This is a genomic window from Streptomyces sp. NPDC057616 (assembly GCF_042800575.1).
Classification (GTDB): domain Bacteria; phylum Actinomycetota; class Actinomycetes; order Streptomycetales; family Streptomycetaceae; genus Streptomyces.
Window position 1 is genome coordinate 73105 of record NZ_JBHVGU010000009.1, and the last position, 22387, is coordinate 95491.

Here is a 22387-nt window from a genome sequence, read left to right on the forward strand (position 1 = left end):
GGTTAGCCCAGCACTGCCAAGGTGACGCTCGCACGCAGGTTGGCAGTCACTGCCAGACGGTCGTACGCTGTCAAAAAGACGAAAGGAACGCACCATGACGGCACCCGCAGCCTTGATCACCGGTGGAACCAGCGGCATCGGCAAGGCGACCGCCGAACTGCTCCGCTCCCGCGGCTACCGCGTCATGGTCACCGGAGTGACCCACCACGCCGACGCCGGACTTCCCGAGGACGTCGTGACCGTCCGGGCCGACGCGCGGTCCCTGGCGGACATCGACCACGCGATCGACCGGGCGCGCCGGCACCTCGGCTCCCTCGACCTGCTCTTCCTCAACGCGGGTGTCTCCCGACCGGGCCCGATCGAGTCGACCGACGAAGACGCCTTCGACGCCTTGTTCGACATCAACGTCAAGGGCACCTTCTTCACGCTGCAAAAGGCGCTCCCCCTCCTCAGCAAAGGGGCCTCCGTCGTGTTCACCATCGGCGCCGGCGAAGGAGTCGGAGCCGCCATGACCGCCGCCAAGGGTGCTCTGCTGCCCCTCATGCGATCCCTCGCGCTGGAACTCGCCCCTCGCGGCATCCGCGTCAACGCCGTCAGCCCGGGGCTGATCGACACGCCCGTCTACGCCAGGATGGGTGTCTCCCCGGACATGCTCGACGCCTGGGGCCGGGACGTCCCGCTCGGCCGCGTCGGTGCTCCCGCCGACATCGCCGAGGCCGTGGCGTTCCTCGCGTCGGATGCCGCCGGCTACATCACCGGCGACGATCTCGTCGTCTCCGGGGGCATCGGCGTGCACGCCCGCGCCTGACAGGCGGTGCCCCACCGGGCTCTCACCGGGAACGGTCATCGCACTAGACTCACCGGGTCCTCAGGGCCGACCGACCGCAGGAGGCGCCGTACCCGTGGGGAAGGCCCGCACACTCGCGCAGGTGTACCGGCGGTTCGGTGAGGTCGACGGAGCCGGCGCGTCGCCGTTGTACGCGCGCGTCGCCGTCGCCCTGAGTGAGTCCGAAGTGGCCTTGCGGGCCATCGAGTTGGCGCCGGTTCGTAAGCGGCAGCCCGCCGTGGTCCTCGCCGCACTGCACGACCTGGCCCTCGCCGGACGCGCCCCGGCGCTCGCCGCGGCCTATGCGGCCGGGGACCTGGATGGCGCCGCCGACGCGGCGGTCGACACGCTGGTGCGCAGGGCCGACGAGGTCGTGGCCGTCGCCGTACGACGCAAGCCGCGGGCCGACGAGACCGGGCGGTGCGCCGTGCTGTATCCGGCCGTCGCCGAGGCGGCGCACCGGGTGGGCGCCGATGCGATCGGGCTGGTCGACGTGGGCTGTTCGGCCGGGCTCAATCTCAACGTCGATCGGGTGGGCGTCGCCTACGGCAACGGGCAGGTGCTCGGCGACGCCTCGTCCCCGGTGCGGTTCTCGGCCTCGGTGGTGGGAGAACGGCCCCTGCCCGCAAGGGCGTTGCCCGAGGTCGTCGCCCGTGTCGGCGTCGACGGCGATCCGGTCGACGTGACCGACCCGGACGAGGCCCGCTGGCTGCGCGCCTGCCTGCCCCCGGATCAGCCGGAGCGGGCCGCGCAGTTGGCGGCGGAGTTGGCGCTGGCGGCGACGGCTCCTCCGGCGCTGCTGACGGGGGACGCGGTCGAGATGCTGCCCGAGGCGCTGGCCCGGGTGCCCGAGGGTGCGCTGCCGGTGGTCACCACGACATGGGCCCTGTCCCGGCTCCCGCTGGAGAGCCGGCTGCGCTTCCTGCAGTGCCTCGACGAGGCGGCGACCGACCGGGCGGTGGCGTGGGTGTCGGTGGAGGGGGTGGGCGTCGCGCCGGCGGTGCCGACGATGGGCGACCGGCGCGCTTCCGGGCACAGCATCCTCGGCGTGGCGGTGTTCCGGCACTCGGCTCTGCAGGCCGAGGCCGTCGGCCGCTGCTGGTCGCGGGGGCGGCTGCTGGCGTGGCTGGCCGACTCCTAGCGGCGCGCGTTCTCGCATCCTGGCGGTGCTTCGGCGGACTGCGGGCGGTGCTTCGGCAGATCCCTGGCCGTGCTTCGGCTGGCGGCTGGCGGCGCGCTGACGCACCCCGGCAGGCGCGTCAAGATCGCATCAATTCCCCACGTCAACCGTGGTGCACAGCCCCGTCCCGGCGTCACACTGCGCTGTCGGTGCTCGGGGAGGGGCCAGGGATGTCAGCGGGGATGTTCACCGTCGCGTCGCAGCAGCTGTCGGCGCCGGACTCGGCCCTGTTCGACATCGTGTGGGGGCTCGGCGCCACCGTGGCCGGCTGGGTGGCGCTGATCAACCCCCGCGGCATCCTCGAATGGATCGAACTGCGGCGGGGCGTGGGCGGCAAGGTGTGGCGCAGTCGCCTGGTCGGCGGAGTGTTCGCCGTGCTGGGACCGGGCTCGCTCATCAAGGGGATCGCACATCTGGTGGGCTCGAAACCGTCCGAGCGTTCCACCATGTTCCGGCAGACCTACACGCTCTCCCCCGTCCTCGCCGCCGTCGTCATCGTGGTCATGGTCCTCGTCGGGGTGCACACCTGGCGCACCAACTCCTTTCTCCAGGGGGCCTGGACGGCGGGCGGACTGCCGCGCGCCTGCGCCGTCCTGGCAACCCTGGCGGCCCTGTCGGTCACCACCTTGACCGTCTTCGGCTACGTGGCGGCAGGACTGCTGTGCTGGGTGCCGGCCGGCGCGGCGGCGGCCGGTCTCTTCCTCACCCGGAGCCGTTGTCAGGCGTCGTGAGCCCGTTCCAGAACCCGCAGTGGTGCCGGGTCCGTGTCGTGCCGGTCGCGACGATGTGGTCCGGCGCCAGGGACTGCACCGTCCGCCGGGACCAGTGCGGTGACGACGGGCCGTTGGGGTCGGCCGTGCGGGCGAAGGCGGTCCAGTAGTCGATCATCGTGTCCGCCAGGCGGTGCTGTGCCGCCGTCAGGTCGCGGGGGCGGCCGCCGAGGTCGAAGAGGTAGGGCAGTTCGCTCGCGTGCGGGGCGCCGAGCGGGAACGGCGGTGTGCCGGACGTGAGGGGCGGCGCGTGCTCGTCGGCGAACTCGTAACGCCAGACGGGCACTTGGGCCGAGAGCAGGTGGTCCGTCCGGGCGGTCGGGCAGGCGAAGTTCGCGTCGCCGATGACCGCCCCGAAGACCGGGCCGCCGTCGGTGCGGTGCACCGGGTACTCGCGGACGATGGCCTTCGCCTCCCCCGGGGAGGGGAAGAAGGTGGCCGCGACGTCGAGCCAGGTGCCGGGCGTGACGGGGTTGCCGGCCTGGATGATCCCGGCGGCCCAGCCGTTGCCCTCGTCGTGGTTGCTGCCGAGGAGGACGGGGACGTGGTGGAAGCGGCCGGAGGTGATCGCCGCCCCGGGGTCCCTGGGCAGCAACGGGGTTGCGTAGGCGGGCTGTTGGTCGCCTTCCTGGGCTGCGAGGAGACGGGTGACGGGCGCGCGCCGCAGACAGGCCATCACGTCGCGGGCCGAGCCGCAGCCGGCCTTCGCCGCGAGGTCCGTGCCCGTGGCGCGCGCCGTGGACAGCGGGACGGCGGACGGGGCGAAGGGCCGGTCGGCGCGGCCGGTGCACGGGCCGCTCTCGATGATCGCCCGGTCGAAGAGGCCGGCCGAGGCGGGTGAGGCGAGTTGGGCGCAGACGCTGTACCCGCCCGCCGACTCACCGGCCAGGGTCACCTGGTGCGCGTCGCCGCCGAAGGCGCCGATCTCGGCGCGCACCCAGCGCAGCGCAGCCTGCTGGTCGGCCAGGCCGAAGGTGCCGGAGCCGGGCAGCCCCGTGTGCGCGAGGAACCCCAGTGCTCCGAGGCGGTAGTTGACGGTGACGACCACGACGCCACCCCGGGTGGCCATGCGGTGGGCGTCGTAGGAGCTGCCCGCCCCCGTGGTGAAGCCGCCGCCGTGCAGCCACACGACGACCGGCCGGGGGTGCGCGGGCCGTGCGCCGTCGGGTGTCGTGACGTTCAGGTGGAGGCAGTCCTCGTCGGTGCTGCCGCCGGGGACCTCGCCGGCCGGCTGCGGGCAGGCGCTCGCTGGGCGGGTCGCCTCCCGCACACCGGACCAGCCGGCCGCGGGGCGGGGCGGTGCCCAGCGCAGCCTGCCGACCGGGGGCGCCGCGTAGGGGATGCCCTCGAAGGTGCGGTAGCCGTCGTGGGCAGCGCCCCGCACGAGGCCGTGGTGGGTACGGACGGTCGTCGGCGCGGCGGCCTGGGTGGGCCGGGCGGCGGGCTGCGTCGGTGGTGCCGCGGACCAGGCCGTCGCGAGGACGGCGGTCAGGGCGCAGCCCAGAATGGTCAGGACGCGGTGCATGGTCATCGTCTCCCCGTTCCGGTTCGGTCAGCCGCCGCCCATGCCGCCCTGCGCGGCGATCATGGTCGTCGGCAGGTCGCGTACCGCCTTCTCCAGGCCGGGCGCGAGGACGGCGAGGGTCGCCGTGCAGGCGTCGATGCGGTCCCGGTAGGTCTTCTGGTCCTGCCGGGAGACGACCGGCCGGACGGCGCCCGCCGCGGCCAGCGCGAGCAGCGCGGCGTCGGCCGTGGGCAGGTCCCGCACAGGGGCGTCGCCGCGCAGCGCCGCGGACACGCGCGCGTGCAGGGCGGTGGTCAGGGCGCGGTCCGTGATCGTCACGCGCCGGGTGCCGAAGGGAGTGCGCGGTTCCTTGACGGTCAGGACTCCCCCCGCGGCGAGCCGGTCCTCCACCTCCGTCAGGGTCCGCTTGCGGTGGGTGCGCACGAGGTGCTTCCAGCCGTGGCCGCCTGCCGCGTCGTGCAGCATGCCGTCCAGGGCGGGATGGCCGGCCGGTCCGGTGCCGGAGACGGTGACCGTGCCGTCGTGCTCCCTGAGGCGGCCGCGCAGGGCGAGGTCGATCAGAGCGGCGGCCCGGAGCAGCAGCCGGGTGCGGGGGCGGTCGTAGGGGCCTTCGGCGGTGTCGTCGTAGGCGAGCAGATACATGAGGCTGGGCAGGTCGTCGATCACACCTCGACGCTACGGGCGGGTGGCCCGGCCGCGGATCGGCCAGGGGAGCGGTCCGGGAGTGGGAGCGTGGGAGGATCGCGGGCCGGCCTCCTACCTGAGGAGGAGCCTGGGGGCTGTACGCCGCTTGCCAGCCCGTGAGCCGCGGCCGGTTCGTCCTGCCGACGGGCCCGTCACCGAATCCGGGCGGCAGGCCAGGGCGGGCCGTGAGGATCGGCACGCGTGATCCTCAGTGGGCATCCTCGGCCCGGTGGTGCGGGGGGTGGTTGCGCACGGTGCGCCAACGGGAGCGGGTCTGTTCGACGATGCTCTCCCACTGGCGCCGAACCTCGTCCTGGGACGGACGCCGGCCCTGGCGGATCCGGGTGAGCTCGTCCCGTACCTCGCGCCCCAGCGCCGCCGAGGCGACGACGACGAGCATGGCCCCGAACAGTGTCGTGGCCATCCCGAAGACCGCACCGGCGGCGCCGTAGCGCGAGGCGTAGGAATTGAACAGGCGCGGCAGATATACCGCCGCGACCACCGAATACGCCGCCGTCAGGGCGGCTGCGGAGAGCGCGAAGGGAAGCAGGACCTGCCAGGCGAGCCGCTTCGCGGACAGAATCCAGCCGCTCCAGATCAGGAAGGCGGCGGACACCGGCACCTCGCACACCGCGGCCGCCACGCCCAGGCGCCCCCCGCCCAGGACGACGTAGATCCAACCGATCACCGCCGAGTACACGGTGAGCGTGCCGATCCACCACAGGCCGCCTCGGGTGTTGCGCACACCCATCGGCTTCAGTTCCCAGGCCTGCTCGAACAGGCGCTGCATGGCGCGGGAGAAGCTCAGCACCGAAATCGCGAGGAACAGCATCCCGAAGACACCGACGCCGGCGCTCGCCGACCCTGCGGAGAACACCGTCCTGACCGCCTCGGCCCCGCCACCGGTGAGACCGTACCGGTTGATGATCCGGTCCGCGGTCTCCTCGCCGAACAGGGCGCCGCCCAGGACCGCGAGCGGAATCAGCGCGGTCAGCGCACCCGAGGCCAGAGCCATCGCGCGGTCGAAACCCGCGATCTTCTGGAACCGGCTGATGACGCGCAGCACAAAGGCAGGACGCAGCCAGAATGTCAGCGTTCTGATGAGGCGTTCGCGACTGGTTCCAGGCGTCCGGTCCTCCGTTGGTTCAGGATCAATTATGGCGAAACGAGCCTAAGCGAGGGCCGTCTGTCCAGCGAGACTCGACACAGAAACGGGCAGAAACCGACCGGAACCCCGCACCCGGGCGCCCACGGCCGCGTCCGTCCTGCGTCCTCCGCCGTCGGCCCCTCAGGGGCGGCGCGGCTCCACGAGGCCGTGGTCGTAGGCGGCGACGACGGCCTGGACGCGGTCGCGCAGGCCCAGTTTGCGCAGCACCGCGGTGACATGGTTCTTGACGGTGGCCTCCGACAGGCCCAGCCGTTCGGCGATCTCCGCGTTCGACAGGGCCTGGCCGATCAGGGTGAGCACCTCGCGCTCGCGGCCGGAGAGGTCCTGGAGGGAGGGCGGCGGCGCCGGGTCGGGCGTGGTGCGCAGGAACCGGTCGAGGACGCGGCTGAGGACGGTGGGTGCCAGGAGCGCGTCGCCGCGCGCGGTGAGGCGGATCGCGTCGACGAGTTCGATGGGACGGATGTCCTTGAGCAGGAAGCCGCTGGCCCCGGCCCGCAGGGCGTCGACGACGTGCGCGTCCACGTCCCAGGTGGTCAGCACGAGCACCCGGGACGGGCCGCCGTGGGCCACGATCTGGCGGGTCGCCTCGATGCCGTCCACGACGGGCATGCGTACGTCCATCAGCACCACGTCCGGCGCCAGGTCCCGGGTCAGCCGGACCGCCTCCCGGCCGTCGGACGCCTCGCCGACCACCTCGAGGTCGTCCCGCGCGTCGATGATCATGCGGAATCCGGTGCGGACGAGGGCCTGGTCGTCGGCCACCACCACGCGCAGCGTCATGACACGTCCTCCACGGGCAGTCGGGCAGCCACCTCGAATCCGCCTCCGGGTCGTGGCCCGGCGCGCAGGCTGCCGCCCACGAGCCGGGCGCGCTCCTTCATTCCCACCAGCCCGCGCCCCGCGCCCACCAGACCCGAACCGCCCTGCCGCGTACGGCCGTTGTCGACCACGCTGACCTTCACGCACTCTCCTTCCGCCGTCACGCGCACGCTCACCTCGTCGGCTCCAGCCGCGTGGCGCAGGGTGTTGGTGAAGGCCTCCTGGACGATCCGGTACGCCGCCAGGTCCACCGCGGCCGGCAGGGTATCGGTGGCGCCGTCGCGGTGGACGTGCACGGTGATGCCGGTCGCGCGCACGGTGTCGGCCAGCTCGTCCAGGCGCGCGAGCGAGGGCCGCAGCCGCTCTCCCGGCTCGTCCTGGCCCGCCTCGGGTCTGAACGCCCTGAGCAGCAGGCGCAGTTCGCCGAGTGCCGAGCGGGCGCCCGTCTCGATGGCCCGCAGCGCCTCACGGGCCTGTTCGGGGCGTTCGGTGAACACGTCGTCGGCGGCGCCCGCCTGAATGACCATCACCGACAGCGTGTGCGCCACGACGTCGTGCACCTCGCGCGCGATCCGCGCCCGCTCCTCCACGACGGCCCGGCGTGCCTCCGCCCGCGTCCGTTCCCGCTGCGCCCGGCGCCACTGGCCCGCGGTCCACGCCAGGACCACCGTCAGCAGATAGACCGCCAGTCCCCCGGGACCGCCCGCCGCGAACGCAAGCGGCGCCGGCAGGCACATCGCCGCCAGCGCCCACACCGACATCCGCCGGGGCCTGGTGGCGGACAGCACGCACAGGGTGACCTGCGCTGCGAGCAGGGCTCCCGTCAGGGACACCTCGGGCAGCAGCGCCCATACCCCAAGGCCGGTCAGGGCGTTGACGGCCAGGACGGCGACGGGCAGGCGCGCCTGCCACCTCGACGCAGCGACCTGTACGAGGACCAGGGCCAGGGCCACCGGCAGCCGCCACCCGTGCTCGGCACCGGCGACGACCACCGCCGTACCCAGCACACCCAGCACCAGACCGGCCGACCCCCACCACAACGCCCGCTCCGCCCGGGGCGGCAACTCCCCCCGCGCCTCCCCGGCGAACACGTCGTCCGGCTCCCTGCTGCTGCGCTCCACGCTCCGACCCTATCCAGCGGCGGCTGCGGGACCGTTCACCGACGGAAGGCGTCATGACGTGCGCGCATCGTCCGCACGTGCCCCCGCCTCACGCCCACACCGCCTTCACCACGGCGTGGCCCGCCGACGCCGCCCGGCCGTAGAAATCGCGGAGGTCTTCGTGGTGGTGGGAGAACTCCTGCCGGGCGTGCTCCCAGGTGTCGAGCTTGGCGCCTGCCTCGCCCCACAGGTCGTCGAAGGAGACGGCCGCGAGGAAGGCGGCGGCCTCTGCCACGCCGGACGGTTCCAGAATCATCAGGGGCGGGTCGGACAGGTCGTCGTCGGCGCCGTGTGCCACGGGGCGGCCGCCGTAGATCGGCAGCGTCCAGGGCTCGTCGGCGTCCGCTCGGAGCACGCCGGCCGCGGCGTAGAGGTCGTTGACGGAGTGGAAGACCTTGTCGATCGAGTCGGCGATGCCGGCCGCGTACTCGTCGGGGTGGTTCTCCCACGCGGCGAGCATGAATGCCGCGAGCCAGGTGTGGTCGTCGCGGATCTCCGATTCCGCGACGGCCCGCAGTTGCAGATGGATGCTCACCGCGACAAGTCCCCCGATACGGCGGCCCGCAGGTCGGGCCGAACGCAGGGAAACGTACTCGACGGCACTGACAGCGGGTCCGCTCGTCACGGCGCCGCATGCGTACGGGCGTGCGATACGTTGCCCGGCATGAATGGACTCGGACCTGTCGCCTGGCCACCCGACCCGGTCAGGACCGAACGGCTCGTGCTGCGCCAGTCGGAGGCCCGGGACCGTTCGGCGCTGATCGAGCTGTTCGCCTCGCCGGAGGTGGGCACGTACGTCGGTGGCGCCCGGCCGCGCGACGAACTGGAGCGCACGATGCCCGAGGTGCCCGGTCGGCGTCCCGGCTTCTTCGTGGTCGAGCTCGACGGAGCACTGATCGGGATGGTCACGCTCGACCGGCACGACGCGGAACGCTCCGGCCACGTCCGCCCGGAGGCGGACGAGGCCGAACTCGGCTACATGTTCCTGCCGCGCGCCTGGGGACGCGGCTACGCCGCCGAGGCGTGCGCGGCGGTCCTCGACTGGGTCGCCGCCGCGCTCCCCGGCGAGCCGGTGGTGCTCACCACCCAGACCGCCAACGACCGCTCGATGCGGCTCGCCGCGAAACTGGGCTTCACCGAGGTGCGGCGGTACGAGGACTACGGCGCCGAGCAGTGGTACGGCGTACGCACGTCGGCGGCACCGGCCGGCTGAGCCAGGTCCCCCCTCAAGCGCCGTTGTGGCCGAACTGTTCGGTGACACGGGCCTCGGCGTCGAGGCTCTGGGCGAGGGCCTCCTGGGCTGGGCGGTGTCGAGACGGGCGTCGAGGCGGGCGTCGAGCCGGGCACCGAGACGGGCACCGAGACGGAGATCCAGCGAGGTGTGATCCCCGGGGGGTGATGGCAGTCACTTGTGGTCGCGACCTGCCTGGTTAGGGCCGCTCCCCTCCCCGCCGGTCCGCCCCGCCCGGCCTCCGACGGCGACAACGCACGCCAGTACCGCCACGCCCGCGCCGATGTACAGCAGCGCCGGGTAGTCCAGGGCGCGCACCGCCTGCCCGCCGACCGCGCCGGCCAGCGAGAGGCCCACGAACAGTGCGCTGTTGTTCCAGGACAGCACGGCGGTCGCCCGTTCGGGGAAGAGGTCGACGAGGTGACGTTGCTGGGCGGGAAAGAAGGCGTACGCGGCGAACGCGAACAGGCCCAGCGCGCAGGCCAGCGCCCAGGTCGTGGAGAACACCAGCCCTACGACAGCCTCCAGCACCGCCGTCAGCATCAGCGCCACCCCGGTGACGCGCGTGGCCTCGATCCGGTCCGCGAACCGGCCGCCCACCTGTCCGCCCACGACGGCCCCGACGCCGTAGACGACCAGCAGCCACGTCACCGTGGTGGACCTGCCGTCGGCGTGCAGCGCGACGGCCAGGAACGTGTACAGGCTGTACACGGCGAAGGCCCAGAGCGTCGTCACGGCGACGGCGGCGACCGCGACACCGGGCCGCCCGACCCGGTGCGGCGCCGTCGCCGGCGAGGCGACCGCCGGCACCGGACGCGCGCGCCAGACGAACGCGTGCGGGAAGGCCAGCAGCAGCGTGCCCGCGGCCAGGATGACGAAGGCCGCCTGCCACCCCACGTACCGCCCGAGCAGCGACCCCGCCGGCGCCCCCACCCACAGCGCGGTCAGCAGCCCGGACCCCACGACGGCCAGCACCTGGGCCCGGGCCTGGGGCCGCGCACGCGTGCTGACCAGGGCGTACACGGTCGGCCCCGTCGCCGCGGCCGCGATACCGGCGACCACGCGAGCCACCAGCAGCAGACCGAACCCGGGCGCGAGCGCGGTCGCGACATTGGCCGCGGAGAACAGCACCAGGGCCACCACGAGAACCGTCGCCCGGTCCCACCGGTCGGAGATCCACCCGGCGAAGGGCGAAGCCACGACGTACGCGACGGAGAAGGCCGTGATCAGCAGCCCGGTACTGGACGCCGACACATCGAACGACGCGGCGATGTGCGGGAGCAGCGGCGCCACGACGAAGAGATCGGTCCCGACCATGAACTGCGTCAGCCAGGCGAGCACGACCGGCCCGGCGGACAGACCGGGCACCGTGTCCGCGACCGGTTCGGCGCGGGACGAGTACATACTTCGACGCTAGATCGTCGGCCGGGAGGCGGCCATCGGGCAGACGAGCGTACGAGCGCAAGGGGCGGGCGCCGGGGAGTGCGTGCCGCAGCCACCCTCCACCGCTACACGTCAGCCGCCGGCGTCGCGTCCACCTTGGTCAGCTGGGTGCCGATGGAGTAGACGGCGGGTTTGCCCTTCGGGGAGATGACACCGAGCTCCGTCTGCACGTAGTGGCGTACGACCTTGTACATCTGCGCGTTCGGACTGCGCTTGACGAACGGTTTGTCCGAGTCGCCGAGATGGATGTACGACTGCAGGTCCTTGGCGAGGAAGGTCTCGTCGACGGCGCTGTCGGAGAGCACGAGCGCGCCGCCGTCGGCGACCTTGGCCGCGAAGACGTCCCCGGTGTGGGGCGCGGTCTTCTTGAAGTCGACCCACGCGTGCCCGTCCATGTTGTCGAGCCGCTCGGTGTACCAGGACCTGCCGGTACGTCGGGCCGCGGTGTCGGTGAGCGCGGTCCTGCTGCCGCCCGTCTCCCACAGATCGGTGACCAGGTCCGGCAGCTGCGAGGGCGCGGTCCCCCCGATCTTGGTGTCGGGGTCGGCGACGGTCATCAACCCCGCCTTGTCGAGGGCGATGTGCGGCACCTTGGACACATCGGCTCCGTAGAAGTCGCGGGCGACGACCATCCGCCAGCCGTCGCCGGACCGTTTGAAGACGAGGAACCTGATGTCCTTCGGCCACGGCTTGCCCGGCTTGCCGTGGGTGAGGGGCGCGCCCTGAGTCCGCACCAGGAACCAGTCGGCGCGCGAGGACGCGGGCGGGATGTAGAAGGTGCGGTCGATGTAGACGAACGGAGCGAGCGTGTCTGCGACATCGCTCTTCTTGAGGCCCGGGACCTGCGTGTAGTACGCCTGGTCCATCGCAAGGACGGCACCGCCTTCCGCCTTCGCCATGAGAGAGGCCGAACTCTTCGCGTTGGCGCGGTTGTTGGCGTCCTGATAGGCAGTCACCACCTTGTTCGCCTCGACGGTGGTGAGCAACGGCTTCTCCGCCGGCACCGCGTCCGCGCGCTGGGAGCCGCCGTCGGCGGTGGAACATCCGGTCAAAGAAGCCGCGACCGAAGCAACGGCCGCGGCGAACACGCCAATACGCGTGGCACGAGCCGTGTGAGCAGAGCGGGCCGAGTGAGCCATGGCAAGTCATCCCCGTATCTTGAGTACTTTCGGCGAACGCCGCGCAGAGCGCGCACGGCGCGCACGCGATGATCGCCGGGCCACGCTATCGACCCTTGCCCCAGCGGAAACCCCTGCCCCACCACGAAGCGGACCACCACCCTCCACACCGGGTCAACATGCGCTCGACAGCGCCCAGTTCAGGGTGACGGACGCGCGTGAGCGTCAGTGGTCGAATCGGGATGCGCCGGCTTGCGCGGCAGTTGCATACTCGGCGCATGACGAAGCCCTCCGGTCGGTTCCGGGATCCGCGCAGCACGACGTACGACTACGTCGGCTCGATCGTCGTGCGGTGCTCCGGGTGCGCGAAGGCCGCTCATGTCGTTCCAGCACCCGAAGACCCCCATGCCGAGGGACACCCTCTGTTCAGGCCGCGCCGTCTGGTCTGCCGTGGCTGCGGGCTGTCACAGGTGTGGAGTGGCCGTAGCGTCACGTTCTCCCGTGGCACATGCCACCCCGCGACGGACCCGTACTTCGGCAGGCCGCTGTGGCTCCAAGTAGAGACCCGGCATGGGTGGTTGTGGGCCTACAACCTCGAACACCTCGGCCTGATCCGCCGTTTCGTCCAAGCGTCCCTGCGAGAACGAGCGCCCTGGTACGACACGGGACAGAAGATGACCTTGGTGGCCCGCCTTCCGGTATGGATCAAGCGAGCCAAGAACCGAGACGAGGTCCTGCGTGCCGTCAGTCGGATCCAGGCCTCACTGATCGCCGCCTGAGCGTGTACCGCGCGCCCTCACCTCCACTCGCCCATCCGGCAGGGCCGGCGCGCAGGGCCGATGAGTTTGCCGACCTTCCGCGGTCTTCCGTGTGACAGTCCTGACGGTCATGACTGTCATGGACGAGAGCGGCGGGAGGCGGGCATGAGCGCTCCGATTCGGCTGTACATGTCGATGTCGCTGGACGGCTACATCGCCGGTCCGGACGATCGACCGGGCCAGGAGCTCGGACGCGACGGTGGACGCCTGTTCAACTGGCTCGACGACCGGGAATCCGACAGCCCGAGCGGACAGGTCTACCGCGAGGCGTCGTCGACCGGCGCGGTCATCTCCGGCCGCCGGACCTTCGAGCTCGCCGGTCGCTGGCAGGGCGACCATCACGACGGCGTACCGATCTTCGTCCTCACCCACCAGGTGGACGACGGGGACGTGCCACCGGGCCACGCCCGATTCGTCACCGACGTCGAGGACTGTGCCCGTCAGGCCCGCGCCGCCGCCGGGGACCGGCCGATCCTGGTCCATGGCGCGGGCGCGGCGCAGGCGCTTCTGCGAGCCGGGCAGATGGACGAGATGGAGATCCACCTGGTTCAGGTCCTCCTCGGCGGCGGTCGACGGCTCTTCGACCACCTCGGTGGCGAACACATCGAACTCGACCTCGTCCGACGGCTCGAGGACCGCGACGTCACACACCTTCGCTACCGCGTACGCCGTCTCGAGGAGACCGCATGAAGACGCTCTTCGTCTCCTACCGCGTCACCGACCTGGACCGCTCGCTCGTTTTCTACACCGCCCTCGGCTACGCCGAGTTGGGCAGGGTTGACACGGGCGACGGAAGTCACCTCGTGATTCTCGGCTTCCCCGGCGAACCGGCGGCCTCGCTCGAACTGGTCCACCGTCCCGCCGGCGGACCCGTCGACGTGGGCAGCGGTTTCGATCACCTCGCGATCCAGGTGGACACACTCACCTCCACCCTGGAGCAACTGACCGACGCCGGGCTAAACCCGGGCCCCGTCGAGTACCCGGGCGGTCCTCAGGGCCCGAAGACGTCATGGCTCACCGACCCGGACGGCTACCGGATCGAGCTGGTGGAGTGGCCCTCCGGACATGCCGAGGGCATCACGGCGGCAGACTTCTCCTGAGGCGGTCGCGGAAAGCGCGGTGCCGGAACTCCTCCTCGCGAGTCAAAGTGAGTGCATTGTGCACTTTCTCACGGGAGCGAGACGCCCGGGAGCCGGTAACGTGCTGACCGGCCGGCAGGACGACGGCCAAGGAACCGCTCAGGAGAAACGGCCCGTGTCCCTCTCGACCTCCCCCTCGCCCGCCCCCGAGGGCAGCTACTTCGAGGCCATAGACGAGACCCGCTACAAGCCGACGGCCCACGCCGGCGGCGCCTGGGACCCGGACGAGCAGCACTTCAGCCCGCTGGGCGGCCTGATCGTCCACGCCCTCGACCGCCATCGCGCCGCGGGCCCCGGCAACGGTCTGGTGCTCTCCCGGATCAGCTACGACATCCTCGGCCGTCTCGCCCTCGACGAGTGCGAGATCGAGGTGGAGACCGTCCGCCCGGGCCGCACCATCGAGCTCCTCGAAGCGGTCGTACGCATCGCAGGCCGTCCGGTCGTCCGGGCCCGCGCCTGGTACCTCGCCGCCCTGGACACCGCCGCCGTCGCGGGCGGTCCCGACGACCGTCTCGCCCCGCCGGAGTCCCTCACCCGCTGGCGCATGTCCGACGCCTGGCCGGGCGGTTACATCGCCTCCGTGGACGTCCGCCCGGTCGGCAAGCCGCAGCCGGGCCGGACGACCGCCTGGATCTCCACGCCCCTGGAGCTGGTCGCCGGCGCCGAGGTCAGCCCGCTCGCGTCCTACCTCGCCCTGGTCGACACCGCCAACGGCATCGCCGTGCGCCAGTCGCCCACCGAGTGGATGTTTCCCAACGTCGACCTGACCGTCCACCTGCACCGCCGGCCACGCGGCCCCTGGACGGGCCTGGACACGACGGTCACCTTCGGCCCCACCGGCCAGGGCCTGACCAGCACGATCCTCCACGACGTCCACGGCCCGGTCGGCCAGGCCCAGCAGATCCTCACGGTCCGGCCCCAACCGGGCGTCTGACGAGACTCCCCACCCACAGAACTCCATCAGTGACCCCTGCACCTCCCGGCCGCCACCCTGGATCGGCAGAAGCAGAGGCAGCCCCAGAGGCAGAGCGGCGCGCCCCCGCCGCACCGTGCCCGCCCCTTTCGGGCAAGGGACAAGCGGAATACCGGCCTTCACGCTGCCCCCATCACACCCCCGCACCCGTTACCAGAGCGTAATCAACGAGCCACTTGCCAGTCCTCCAACGCGTCCCACAGAGTGATGTATGCGCTTACAGACAGCGCATACATCAGCCTCGCTCAAGGAGGAGCACCCCATGCACCGCGCCGCCAGAACCGCCTCGCTCGCCCTCGTGGCGGCGTCCGCGCTCACCCTGACCGCATGTGGTGGCTCGGGCGCGGACGTGGGTGCGGATGCGAAGCAGACGCTGACCGTCTGGGCCATGGGAACGGAAGGGGAGAAGCTCGGCGACGTCGCCAAGACGTACGAGAGGGCGCACCCCAACGTCACCGTCAAGGTGACCCCGGTCGGCTGGGACGTGGCGCACCAGAAGCTCGTCGCCGCGGCCGCCGCGGGCAAACTCCCCGACGTGATGCAGATGGGCTCGAGCTACCTGGGCGAGTTCGCCGACATGGGTGCTCTGGAGCCGGTCGACACCAAGACCTTCGAGCAGGGCGACTTCTTCTCGTCCGCCTGGGACCAGGGCGTCTACGACGGCAAGTCGTACGGCGTTCCCTGGTACATCGACACCCGCGTCCTGTACTACCGCACCGACCTGGCGAAGAAGGCCGGCCTCAAGGGCGCTCCCGCCACCATGGCGGACCTGCAGAAGGCGGCCAGGGCCTATCAGGACAAGGCCGGTACCAAGTGGGCCCTGTCCATCCAGCCGAGCGGGCTGGACGCCGTGCAGAGCTTCTACCCCTTCCTGTACTCGGCCGGCGGCGCGATCCTCGACGGCAAGGGCAAGCCGGTCGTCAACAGCCCCGCCGCCGTCAAGGCCCTGGAGAATTACGGCAGTTACTACAGCAAGGGTCTGAGCGACAAGACCTTCCGGCCGGGCTACGACGTCACCAAGGACTTCAACACCGGCGCCGTGCCCATGTTCTTCAGCGGTCCGTGGATCGTGGGCCTGCTCAACGACAACTACCCGGACCTGAAGGGCAAGTGGGCGGTGGCCCCGGTCCCGGCGGACGAGACGTCGGCATCGTACGCGGGCGGATCCAGCCTCGCGGTCTCCGCCGACAGTTCGCACAAGGCCGCGGCCAAGGACTTCATCTCGTACCTCACCGGTGCCAAGGGACAGGCCGACTGGTACGCGGCGACGAAGGACCTGCCGGCCAACACCCGTGCGTGGCAGAGCGGTGAGCTCGCCGGCGACGCGGACATGAAGGTGTTCCGGCAGCAGATGCAGACCGCCAAGGCCCTGCCCGCCCAGCCCAAGCTGACCGAGATCACCTCCAAGGTCGACGACGCGATCGGGGCGGTCTCCCAGGGCAAGTCCTCCGCGAAGGCGGCCCTGGACAAGGCACAGTCCGCGATCGAGAACCTGGTGGGTTAGTCGGCATGTCTGTTGTGACCGGATCGGCGGCGGACGACGCCGCCGTGACGAAGACCCGGCGGGCCGGCGGCGCGCAGCCGCCGCCCGCGGGCGCACGGCGCGGCCGGGGTCGTCCGCTGGGCCGGCGCAATCTGCACGGCTGGCTGTTCTCCACGCCGTTCCTGGCGCTGTTCGGTGTCTTCATGCTGTTCCCGATCGTGGCGACGCTCTGGATGAGCTTCACCGACTTCGGCGTACGGAACGTCCGGCGGCCCCTGGAGGCGCAGTTCGTCGGCCTGGACAACTACACGAAGCTGTTCGCCGACGACACCTTCCGGACGGCCCTGTTCAACACCGCCTACTTCGTCGTCGTCGGCGTCCCCCTGACCATCGTGCTCGGCCTGCTGGTCGCCCTGCTGCTGAACAACGGCGTCGACCGGGCCCGTACGTTCTTCCGGGTGGGCTTCTACGCCCCGGTCGTCACCTCCATCGTCGCGGTCGCCGTCGTCTGGCGCTTCGTGCTCGACCCGTCCGACGGCCTGGTCGCCGGTGTCGCCGCGGAACTGGGCGCGAGGACACCGGACTTCCTCGGCTCCCAGACCTGGGCGATGCCCTCGCTGATCCTGCTGGCCGTCTGGCGGAACCTGGGCACCGTGATGGTGCTGTTCATCGCGGGCCTGCAGGCGATTCCCACCGAGGTGCGGGAGGCCGCGCGGCTGGACGGCGCCGGCGCCTGGCACGAACTGCGGCGCATCACCGTCCCGTTGCTGCGCCCGACCCTGCTCTACGCGACCGTCATCACCACCATCGGCTACCTCAACGTCTTCGAGGAGCCCTTCGTGATGACCCAGGGCGGGCCCGACAACGCCACCCTGACGGTGTCGCTGGACATGTACCGGGAGGGCTTCAACTTCTTCCACATGGGCTATGCGAGCGCCATGGCGTACGTCCTGTTCGTGGTGATCATGGGCATCACGGTGCTCCAGCTCCGACTGCTGAAGGACAACACCCGATGAGCGCCCCGACCGTCCCCGGCCGCACCGCCCCCTCCCCGGCCGCCTCAGCCCCGCACGTCCGGCGCCGCGAGGGCCGCGTCCGCCGGCCCGTGCTGTACCTGGTCGCCTCACTGGGCCTGCTGCTGATGGCGACGCCGTTCCTGTGGATGGCGCTGTCCTCCTTCAAGACCCGGCAGGACCTGACGGCCAGTCCCCCGGTGTGGATCCCGACGCGTTGGACGCTGGGCAACTTCCATGCGCTGCTGGCCCAGTTGGACATGCCGCGCTACTTCGTGAACTCACTGGTCGTGGCCGTCCTGGTGACCGTCTGCAACCTGCTGTTCTGCTCGATGCTCGGCTACGCGCTGGCGAAGCTCGACTTCACGGGCCGTACCAAGGTCTTCGCCGTGGTGCTCGCCGCGCTGATGGTGCCGGGCAACCTGCTGATCCTTCCGCTGTACGTGCTGATGAGCGGCATGAATCTCATCGACTCCTACGCCGGGCTCGTCCTGCCCTTCGCCGCGAGCGCCTTCGGGGTGTTCCTGATGCGGCAGTTCATGCAGTCGGTTCCCGACGAGCTGCTGGAAGCGGCCCGGATCGACGGCGCCGGCGAGTGGTACATCTTCTGGCGCATCGTGCTGCCGCTGGTCAAGCCGGCCCTGGCCACCCTGGCGATCTTCACGTTCCTCGGCTCGTGGAACAACTTCGTCTGGCCGCTGGTCGCCACCAACGACCCCGGCAAGTACACGCTGCCGGTGGCCCTCGCGACCTTCGCCAACGACCCCAACCGCACCGTCGCCGGCGGCAACGGCATGCTCATGGCCGGCTCGCTGCTGGTGGTGCTGCCCGTCCTGGCCGTCTTCGCCGTCCTGCAGCGCCACTTCACCCAGGGCATCGCGACCGCCGGCCTCAAATAGCCCGTACGACGGACCGATCCCGACCGTGATCCTGATCCCGAACACACAGACAGAAACGGACGATGACGCACACCTCCCTCCGCTTCCCCGACGGCTTCCTCTGGGGCGCCTCCACCGCCGCCCACCAGATCGAGGGCAACAACGTCAACAGCGACTGGTGGCGCAAGGAGCACGACCCGGAGGCGGGCATCGGCGAACCGAGTCTGGACGCCTGCGACAGCTACCACCGCTGGGAGCAGGACATGGACCTGCTCGCCCAACTCGGCTTCACCGACTACCGGTTCAGCGTCGAGTGGGCCCGCATCGAACCGGCCCCCGGCGCCTTCTCCCGGGCCGAGACCGCGCACTACCGCCGTATGGTCGAAGGCGCCCTGGCCCGGGGGCTGCGCCCGATGGTGACCCTGCACCACTTCACTGTGCCGCAGTGGTTCGAGGACCTCGGCGGCTGGACGGCCGATGGTGCCGTGGAGCTGTTCACCCGCTACGTCGAGCAGTGCGCGCCGATCATCGCCGACGGCGTCCGCCACGTCTGCACGATCAACGAGCCCAACATGATCGCCGTGATGGCGGGCCTGGCCAAGCGGGGCGAGCAGGGCTTCCCGCCCGCCGGGCTGCCCTTCCCGGACGAGGAGACCACCCGCGCGGTGATCGCCGCCCACCACGCCGCGGTGAAGGCGGTCCGGGCCCTCGACGCCGGCATCCAGGTCGGCTGGACCGTCGCCAACCAGGTCTACCAGGCGCTGCCGGGCGCCGAGGACGTCACCGCCGCCTACCGGCATCCCCGCGAGGACGTCTTCATCGAGGCGGCACGCGGCGACGACTTCATCGGCGTCCAGTCCTACACCCGCACCCGGATCGGCGCCGGCGGTCCCATCCCCGCGCCCGAGGACGCGGAGCGCACCCTCACGCAGTGGGAGTACTACCCGGCCGCCGTGGGCCACGCCCTGCGCCACACCGCTGAGATCGCCGGCCCGGACATGCCGCTGATCGTCACCGAGAACGGCATCGCCACCGGCGACGACTCCCGCCGTATCGACTACTACACCGGCGCGCTCACCGCGGTCGCCTCCGCCCTGGAGGACGGCCTCAACGTCCAGGGCTACCTGGCCTGGAGCGCCCTGGACAACTACGAGTGGGGCTCCTTCGCTCCCACGTTCGGCCTCATCGCCGTCGACCCGGTCACCTTCGAGCGCACCCCCAGGCCGTCCGCCGCGTGGCTCGGCGGCCTCGGCCGCACCCGCGAACTACCGCACGCCGCCGCCTGATCGGGCCGCAGTCCCCTACTCGGGAGCCGGTGGACCCCTGACACCCACCGGCTCCCGCCCCCTCGCCCCACCGCCTCACCACCCTCCCTGCCGCCCCACCACTCGCGTCACCGCCTCACCACTCGTGCGGCCGATCGCCCATCGCCCGTCACGTATCGCCATCGTCCGTCGCTCACCGAGGAGTTGATCCCGTATGAACCGTCGCCGGTTCCTCACGGCCGCCACCGCATCGGCAGCGGCCGTCTGCGCCAGCGGACCCTCCGCCGTCGCCGTCCCCGGCACCGCGCCCCGTGCCGGCACCGCCACCGCGCCGCTGCGCACCTGGTTCGAGTCGACGTACCGCTCGATCACGGCGATGACCACGGACTTCGGCCTGACCGCCGACAAGATCGACGTCAGCGGCACCGGCACGCCCGTCCCCTCGCCGCAGACCTCGCCGACCAACATCGGCTGCGGCATGTGGTCCACGGTCGCCGCGGCCGGCCTCGGCGTCATCTCCCCCTCGCTCATGCACGACCGCCTCGCCCGCACGGTGGCGGCCGTGGAGCGGCTGGAGCGCGCGCACGGATTCTGGTTCAACTGGTACGACGCGCACGACGGTTCGGTCCTGACGACGTGGCCGGAGAGCGGGGACCCGGTCCGGCCGTTCCTGTCCACCGTCGACAACTCCTGGCTGATCACGGGCCTCAGGATCGCGGCCGACGCCGACCCCGCGCTGCGCCCGCGCATCGCCCGGCTCCTCGCCGACGCCGACTGGTCGTACTTCTACACGCCCTACGACGCCGCCGACCCGGTCGCCGGCCCCGGCCAACTCCTCGGCGGGTACTGGCCCGACAGGCCCGGCAAGGGCGAACCCACGGGCTTCCACTACGGCGCCCTGAACACCGAGCCGCGCATGGCCAGTTACCACGGCATGGCCGACGGCTCCCTGCCCACCGACCACTACTGGCACCTCTTCCGCACCCTGCTCCCCGGCATGGGGCAGGAGCAGGAGCCCGAGGGCGGCTACGTCACGGTGGACGGCGTCCGCGTCTGGCAGGGCCACTACACCTACCGCGGCCGCAAGCTCGTCCCCACCTGGGGCGGGTCGATGTTCGAGGCGCTGATGGTGCCCCTGTTCGTGCCCGAGACGGAGTGGTCACCGCGCTCGTGGGGCACCACGCACCGGCGCTATGTGCGCAGCCAGATCGAACACGGCCTGGTCGAGGAGAAGTACGGGTACTGGGGCTTCTCGCCCGCCAGCATCCCTGCGGGCGGCTATCGCGAATACGGCGTCGACGCCATCGGCATGCAGGAGGACGGCTACAACAGCCTGGGCGTGGTCACTCCCCACGCCTCCTTCCTGGCCCTGCCCCAGGCGCCCGACGAGGCCGTCGCCAACCTCCAGGAGCTCGCCCGCGACTTCGGCGCCTACGACGAGGACCACGGCTTCCGGGACTCCGTCGACGTCACGACGGGCCGCGTCAGCGATGTCGTCCTGGCGCTGGACCAGGGCATGATCACCGCGGCCCTGGCCCAGCATCTGCACCCGGGTCTGCTCCAACGCCCCTTCCGCACCGGCGGGTTCCGCTCCCGGGTACGGCCGGTGCTGGGCAAGGAGTGCTTCAGCATCTGAGCAGGCGGCAGCGCCGCGTCCCTTGCCCGCCCGATCGCCGGGACCTAAAATGAATGCGCTTACAGTCGTATGCCCGTGCATTTCTGTCCCTGCCGTCCCCACCGCCCCTTCCGGAGTCCCTTCACGTGAGCACTACCCCCACGGTGTACGACGTCGCCGATCGGTCCGGGGTCTCCATCGCCACCGTGTCCCGGGTGTACCGCAACCCTGACTCCGTCCGGGCCGAGACGCGTGAGCGCGTCCTGACGGCCGCCCGCGAACTCGGCTACGTGCCCAGCGGCAACGCCCGTGGACTGGCCAGCCGCTCCACCGGCGTCCTCGGGCTCTGCTTCCCGGACTACTCCGACCCCGACGCGGAGGCGACCCAGGCGGAGGACGAGGACGCGGCGACGCTCTACTCCGACCAGATCATCCGCGGCATGGAGCGGGCCGCGCGCCGTCACGGCTACGCGCTGCTGATCGCCGCCTCCCTGAAGGGTGGCCCGGAGAGCCTGGTGGCCAAGGTCGCCGGGCGCGTCGACGGCTTCGCCGTGCTCGCCCGGACCGTGCCCACGCAGGAGCTGGAGGTCATCTCCCGCCGTCAGCCCGTGGTGATGCTGGCCGGGCCGCGCGAGAACGACCAGCTCGACCATCTGGACCACATCGAGGTCGCCAACTACGACGGCCAGCACGAGCTGACCCGCCACCTCGTCGAGGACCACGGCCTGCGCCGCCTCGCCTACATCGGCACCGCGGAGGAGTCGCCCGACGTCGAGGCCCGCTTCCGCGGCCACGTCGCCGCGTGCCGGGCCCGTGGAGTGGACGTCGCCGACGAACCCGATCTGCGGGTGGCGCTGATGACACAGGCGGAGGGCGAACGCGCCGTGGACGCTCTGCTGGCCCGCGGGGGCGAGCGCCGCCCCGAGGCCCTGGTCTTCGCCAACGACCAGCTGGCCGTCGGTGCCCTGCACGCCCTGCAGCAGAGGGGCCTCCGCGTGCCGGAGGACGTGGTGGTGACGGGCTTCGACGGCATCCCGCTCAGCCGCCTGGTACGCCCGGCCCTGACGACCGTGCGCCAGCCGATGCTGCGTATGGGAGAGGAAGCGGTCGAGCTCCTGGTGAGGCGCCTGACCGGCGCACGCGATGCGGAGCCGGTCTCGCTGATGCTTCCCGTGACCGTGGTACGCCGAGCGAGCTGCGGGTGCGGCAAGGAGGAGGCGGGGAAGAGGACGGAGGCTAAACCCTCCGCGGGTAGTTGAGGCGGCCGTATCGAAGGCTC

General features: G+C 71.6%; 22 protein-coding genes. 14 read left to right on the forward strand and 8 right to left on the reverse strand.

The window, feature by feature from the left end; genetic code table 11:
- Positions 1-94: 94 nt before the first annotated feature.
- The 3 genes from ACFU97_RS13215 (at position 95) to ACFU97_RS13225 (ending at position 2737) form a co-directional block, all read left to right on the forward strand.
- Positions 95-808, forward strand: coding sequence for an SDR family oxidoreductase (locus tag ACFU97_RS13215; protein ID WP_384254909.1), 714 nt, complete (start codon positions 95-97; stop codon positions 806-808).
- 94 nt (positions 809-902) lie between these two features.
- Positions 903-1967, forward strand: a complete 1065-nt coding sequence (locus tag ACFU97_RS13220; protein WP_384254912.1) for a DUF2332 domain-containing protein — start codon at positions 903-905, stop codon at positions 1965-1967.
- Positions 1968-2188: 221 nt separating this feature from the next.
- The gene (locus ACFU97_RS13225; RefSeq protein WP_384254915.1) at positions 2189-2737 is read left to right on the forward strand and encodes a hypothetical protein; all 549 of its coding nucleotides are present in this window, start codon (positions 2189-2191) and stop codon (positions 2735-2737) included.
- On the opposite strand, the gene ACFU97_RS13230 is transcribed toward ACFU97_RS13225, so the two are convergent.
- From ACFU97_RS13230 to ACFU97_RS13255, 6 genes are all read right to left on the reverse strand, one after another.
- The gene (locus ACFU97_RS13230; protein WP_384254917.1) at positions 2709-4307 is read right to left on the reverse strand and encodes a carboxylesterase/lipase family protein; all 1599 of its coding nucleotides are present in this window, start codon (positions 4305-4307) and stop codon (positions 2709-2711) included. The genes ACFU97_RS13225 and ACFU97_RS13230 overlap by 29 nt on opposite strands.
- 21 nt (positions 4308-4328) lie before the next feature.
- Complete coding sequence (locus ACFU97_RS13235; protein WP_384254920.1) at positions 4329-4967, reverse strand: GPP34 family phosphoprotein; 639 nt, start codon at positions 4965-4967, stop codon at positions 4329-4331.
- Positions 4968-5193: 226 nt separating this feature from the next.
- Positions 5194-6051: a hypothetical protein gene (locus tag ACFU97_RS13240; RefSeq protein ID WP_384254923.1), complete on the reverse strand. Its 858-nt coding sequence runs from the start codon at positions 6049-6051 to the stop codon at positions 5194-5196.
- Positions 6052-6273: 222 nt separating this feature from the next.
- Positions 6274-6933, reverse strand: a complete 660-nt coding sequence (locus tag ACFU97_RS13245; RefSeq protein WP_384254925.1) for a response regulator — start codon at positions 6931-6933, stop codon at positions 6274-6276.
- Positions 6930-8093 carry a sensor histidine kinase gene (locus tag ACFU97_RS13250; RefSeq protein WP_384254928.1) on the reverse strand — a complete coding sequence of 388 codons (1164 nt, stop codon included), beginning with the start codon at positions 8091-8093 and terminating at the stop codon, positions 6930-6932. The genes ACFU97_RS13245 and ACFU97_RS13250 overlap by 4 nt, the downstream gene beginning before the upstream one ends.
- 88 nt (positions 8094-8181) lie before the next feature.
- Positions 8182-8667 (reverse strand): DUF1877 family protein, encoded by a 486-nt coding sequence (locus ACFU97_RS13255; protein ID WP_384254931.1) that lies wholly within the window; start codon positions 8665-8667, stop codon positions 8182-8184.
- 129 nt (positions 8668-8796) lie between these two features.
- Here ACFU97_RS13255 and ACFU97_RS13260 point away from each other — a divergent pair, with 129 nt between their 5' ends.
- Entirely contained in the window at positions 8797-9345 is a 549-nt protein-coding gene (locus tag ACFU97_RS13260; RefSeq protein WP_384254934.1) for a GNAT family N-acetyltransferase, read from the forward strand.
- A gap of 192 nt (positions 9346-9537) precedes the next feature.
- On the opposite strand, the gene ACFU97_RS13265 is transcribed toward ACFU97_RS13260, so the two are convergent.
- Positions 9538-10767 carry an MFS transporter gene (locus tag ACFU97_RS13265; RefSeq protein WP_384254937.1) on the reverse strand — a complete coding sequence of 410 codons (1230 nt, stop codon included), beginning with the start codon at positions 10765-10767 and terminating at the stop codon, positions 9538-9540.
- 104 nt (positions 10768-10871) lie between these two features.
- Positions 10872-11858 (reverse strand): hypothetical protein, encoded by a 987-nt coding sequence (locus ACFU97_RS13270; protein ID WP_384254940.1) that lies wholly within the window; start codon positions 11856-11858, stop codon positions 10872-10874.
- Positions 11859-12202: 344 nt separating this feature from the next.
- Between ACFU97_RS13270 and ACFU97_RS13275 the strand changes: the two genes are divergently transcribed.
- The 10 genes from ACFU97_RS13275 (at position 12203) to ACFU97_RS13320 (ending at position 22367) form a co-directional block, all read left to right on the forward strand.
- The gene (locus tag ACFU97_RS13275; protein WP_384254943.1) at positions 12203-12703 is read left to right on the forward strand and encodes a hypothetical protein; all 501 of its coding nucleotides are present in this window, start codon (positions 12203-12205) and stop codon (positions 12701-12703) included.
- A 144-nt stretch (positions 12704-12847) separates the two neighbouring features.
- Complete coding sequence (locus ACFU97_RS13280; protein ID WP_384254946.1) at positions 12848-13432, forward strand: dihydrofolate reductase family protein; 585 nt, start codon at positions 12848-12850, stop codon at positions 13430-13432.
- A complete protein-coding gene (locus ACFU97_RS13285) occupies positions 13429-13842 on the forward strand; it encodes a VOC family protein (RefSeq protein WP_384254949.1) in 414 nt (137 codons plus the stop codon). The genes ACFU97_RS13280 and ACFU97_RS13285 overlap by 4 nt, the downstream gene beginning before the upstream one ends.
- A 154-nt stretch (positions 13843-13996) precedes the next feature.
- Positions 13997-14815, forward strand: coding sequence for a thioesterase family protein (locus tag ACFU97_RS13290; protein WP_384254952.1), 819 nt, complete (start codon positions 13997-13999; stop codon positions 14813-14815).
- 301 nt (positions 14816-15116) lie between these two features.
- Entirely contained in the window at positions 15117-16358 is a 1242-nt protein-coding gene (locus tag ACFU97_RS13295) for a sugar ABC transporter substrate-binding protein (RefSeq protein WP_384254955.1), read from the forward strand.
- Between the two features lie 5 nt (positions 16359-16363).
- A complete protein-coding gene (locus ACFU97_RS13300; protein ID WP_384254958.1) occupies positions 16364-17353 on the forward strand; it encodes a carbohydrate ABC transporter permease in 990 nt (329 codons plus the stop codon).
- Positions 17350-18249 (forward strand): carbohydrate ABC transporter permease, encoded by a 900-nt coding sequence (locus ACFU97_RS13305; protein ID WP_384254961.1) that lies wholly within the window; start codon positions 17350-17352, stop codon positions 18247-18249. The genes ACFU97_RS13300 and ACFU97_RS13305 overlap by 4 nt, the downstream gene beginning before the upstream one ends.
- A gap of 62 nt (positions 18250-18311) precedes the next feature.
- Positions 18312-19514, forward strand: coding sequence for a glycoside hydrolase family 1 protein (locus tag ACFU97_RS13310; RefSeq protein ID WP_384254963.1), 1203 nt, complete (start codon positions 18312-18314; stop codon positions 19512-19514).
- A 193-nt stretch (positions 19515-19707) separates the two neighbouring features.
- On the forward strand, positions 19708-21129 hold the full coding sequence (locus tag ACFU97_RS13315; protein WP_384254966.1) for a glucoamylase family protein: 1422 nt from the start codon (positions 19708-19710) through the stop codon (positions 21127-21129).
- Positions 21130-21254: 125 nt separating this feature from the next.
- Entirely contained in the window at positions 21255-22367 is a 1113-nt protein-coding gene (locus tag ACFU97_RS13320) for a LacI family DNA-binding transcriptional regulator (protein ID WP_384254968.1), read from the forward strand.
- The last annotated feature ends 20 nt before the right edge of the window (positions 22368-22387 follow it).

Bases quoted from the DNA above. Each gene is read 5' to 3' on its own strand.
- ACFU97_RS13215 (WP_384254909.1), top strand. From the start codon at position 95: ATGACGGCACCCGCAGCCTTGATCACCGGTGGAACCAGCGGCATCGGC.
- ACFU97_RS13225 (WP_384254915.1), top strand. From the start codon at position 2,189: ATGTTCACCGTCGCGTCGCAGCAGCTGTCGGCGCCGGACTCGGCCCTG.
- ACFU97_RS13230 (WP_384254917.1), bottom strand. From the start codon at position 4,307: ATGACCATGCACCGCGTCCTGACCATTCTGGGCTGCGCCCTGACCGCC.
- ACFU97_RS13245 (WP_384254925.1), bottom strand. From the start codon at position 6,933: ATGACGCTGCGCGTGGTGGTGGCCGACGACCAGGCCCTCGTCCGCACC.
- ACFU97_RS13260 (WP_384254934.1), top strand. From the start codon at position 8,797: ATGAATGGACTCGGACCTGTCGCCTGGCCACCCGACCCGGTCAGGACC.
- ACFU97_RS13265 (WP_384254937.1), bottom strand. From the start codon at position 10,767: ATGTACTCGTCCCGCGCCGAACCGGTCGCGGACACGGTGCCCGGTCTG.
- ACFU97_RS13275 (WP_384254943.1), top strand. From the start codon at position 12,203: ATGACGAAGCCCTCCGGTCGGTTCCGGGATCCGCGCAGCACGACGTAC.
- ACFU97_RS13280 (WP_384254946.1), top strand. From the start codon at position 12,848: ATGAGCGCTCCGATTCGGCTGTACATGTCGATGTCGCTGGACGGCTAC.
- ACFU97_RS13285 (WP_384254949.1), top strand. From the start codon at position 13,429: ATGAAGACGCTCTTCGTCTCCTACCGCGTCACCGACCTGGACCGCTCG.
- ACFU97_RS13295 (WP_384254955.1), top strand. From the start codon at position 15,117: ATGCACCGCGCCGCCAGAACCGCCTCGCTCGCCCTCGTGGCGGCGTCC.
- ACFU97_RS13300 (WP_384254958.1), top strand. From the start codon at position 16,364: ATGTCTGTTGTGACCGGATCGGCGGCGGACGACGCCGCCGTGACGAAG.
- ACFU97_RS13305 (WP_384254961.1), top strand. From the start codon at position 17,350: ATGAGCGCCCCGACCGTCCCCGGCCGCACCGCCCCCTCCCCGGCCGCC.
- ACFU97_RS13310 (WP_384254963.1), top strand. From the start codon at position 18,312: ATGACGCACACCTCCCTCCGCTTCCCCGACGGCTTCCTCTGGGGCGCC.
- ACFU97_RS13315 (WP_384254966.1), top strand. From the start codon at position 19,708: ATGAACCGTCGCCGGTTCCTCACGGCCGCCACCGCATCGGCAGCGGCC.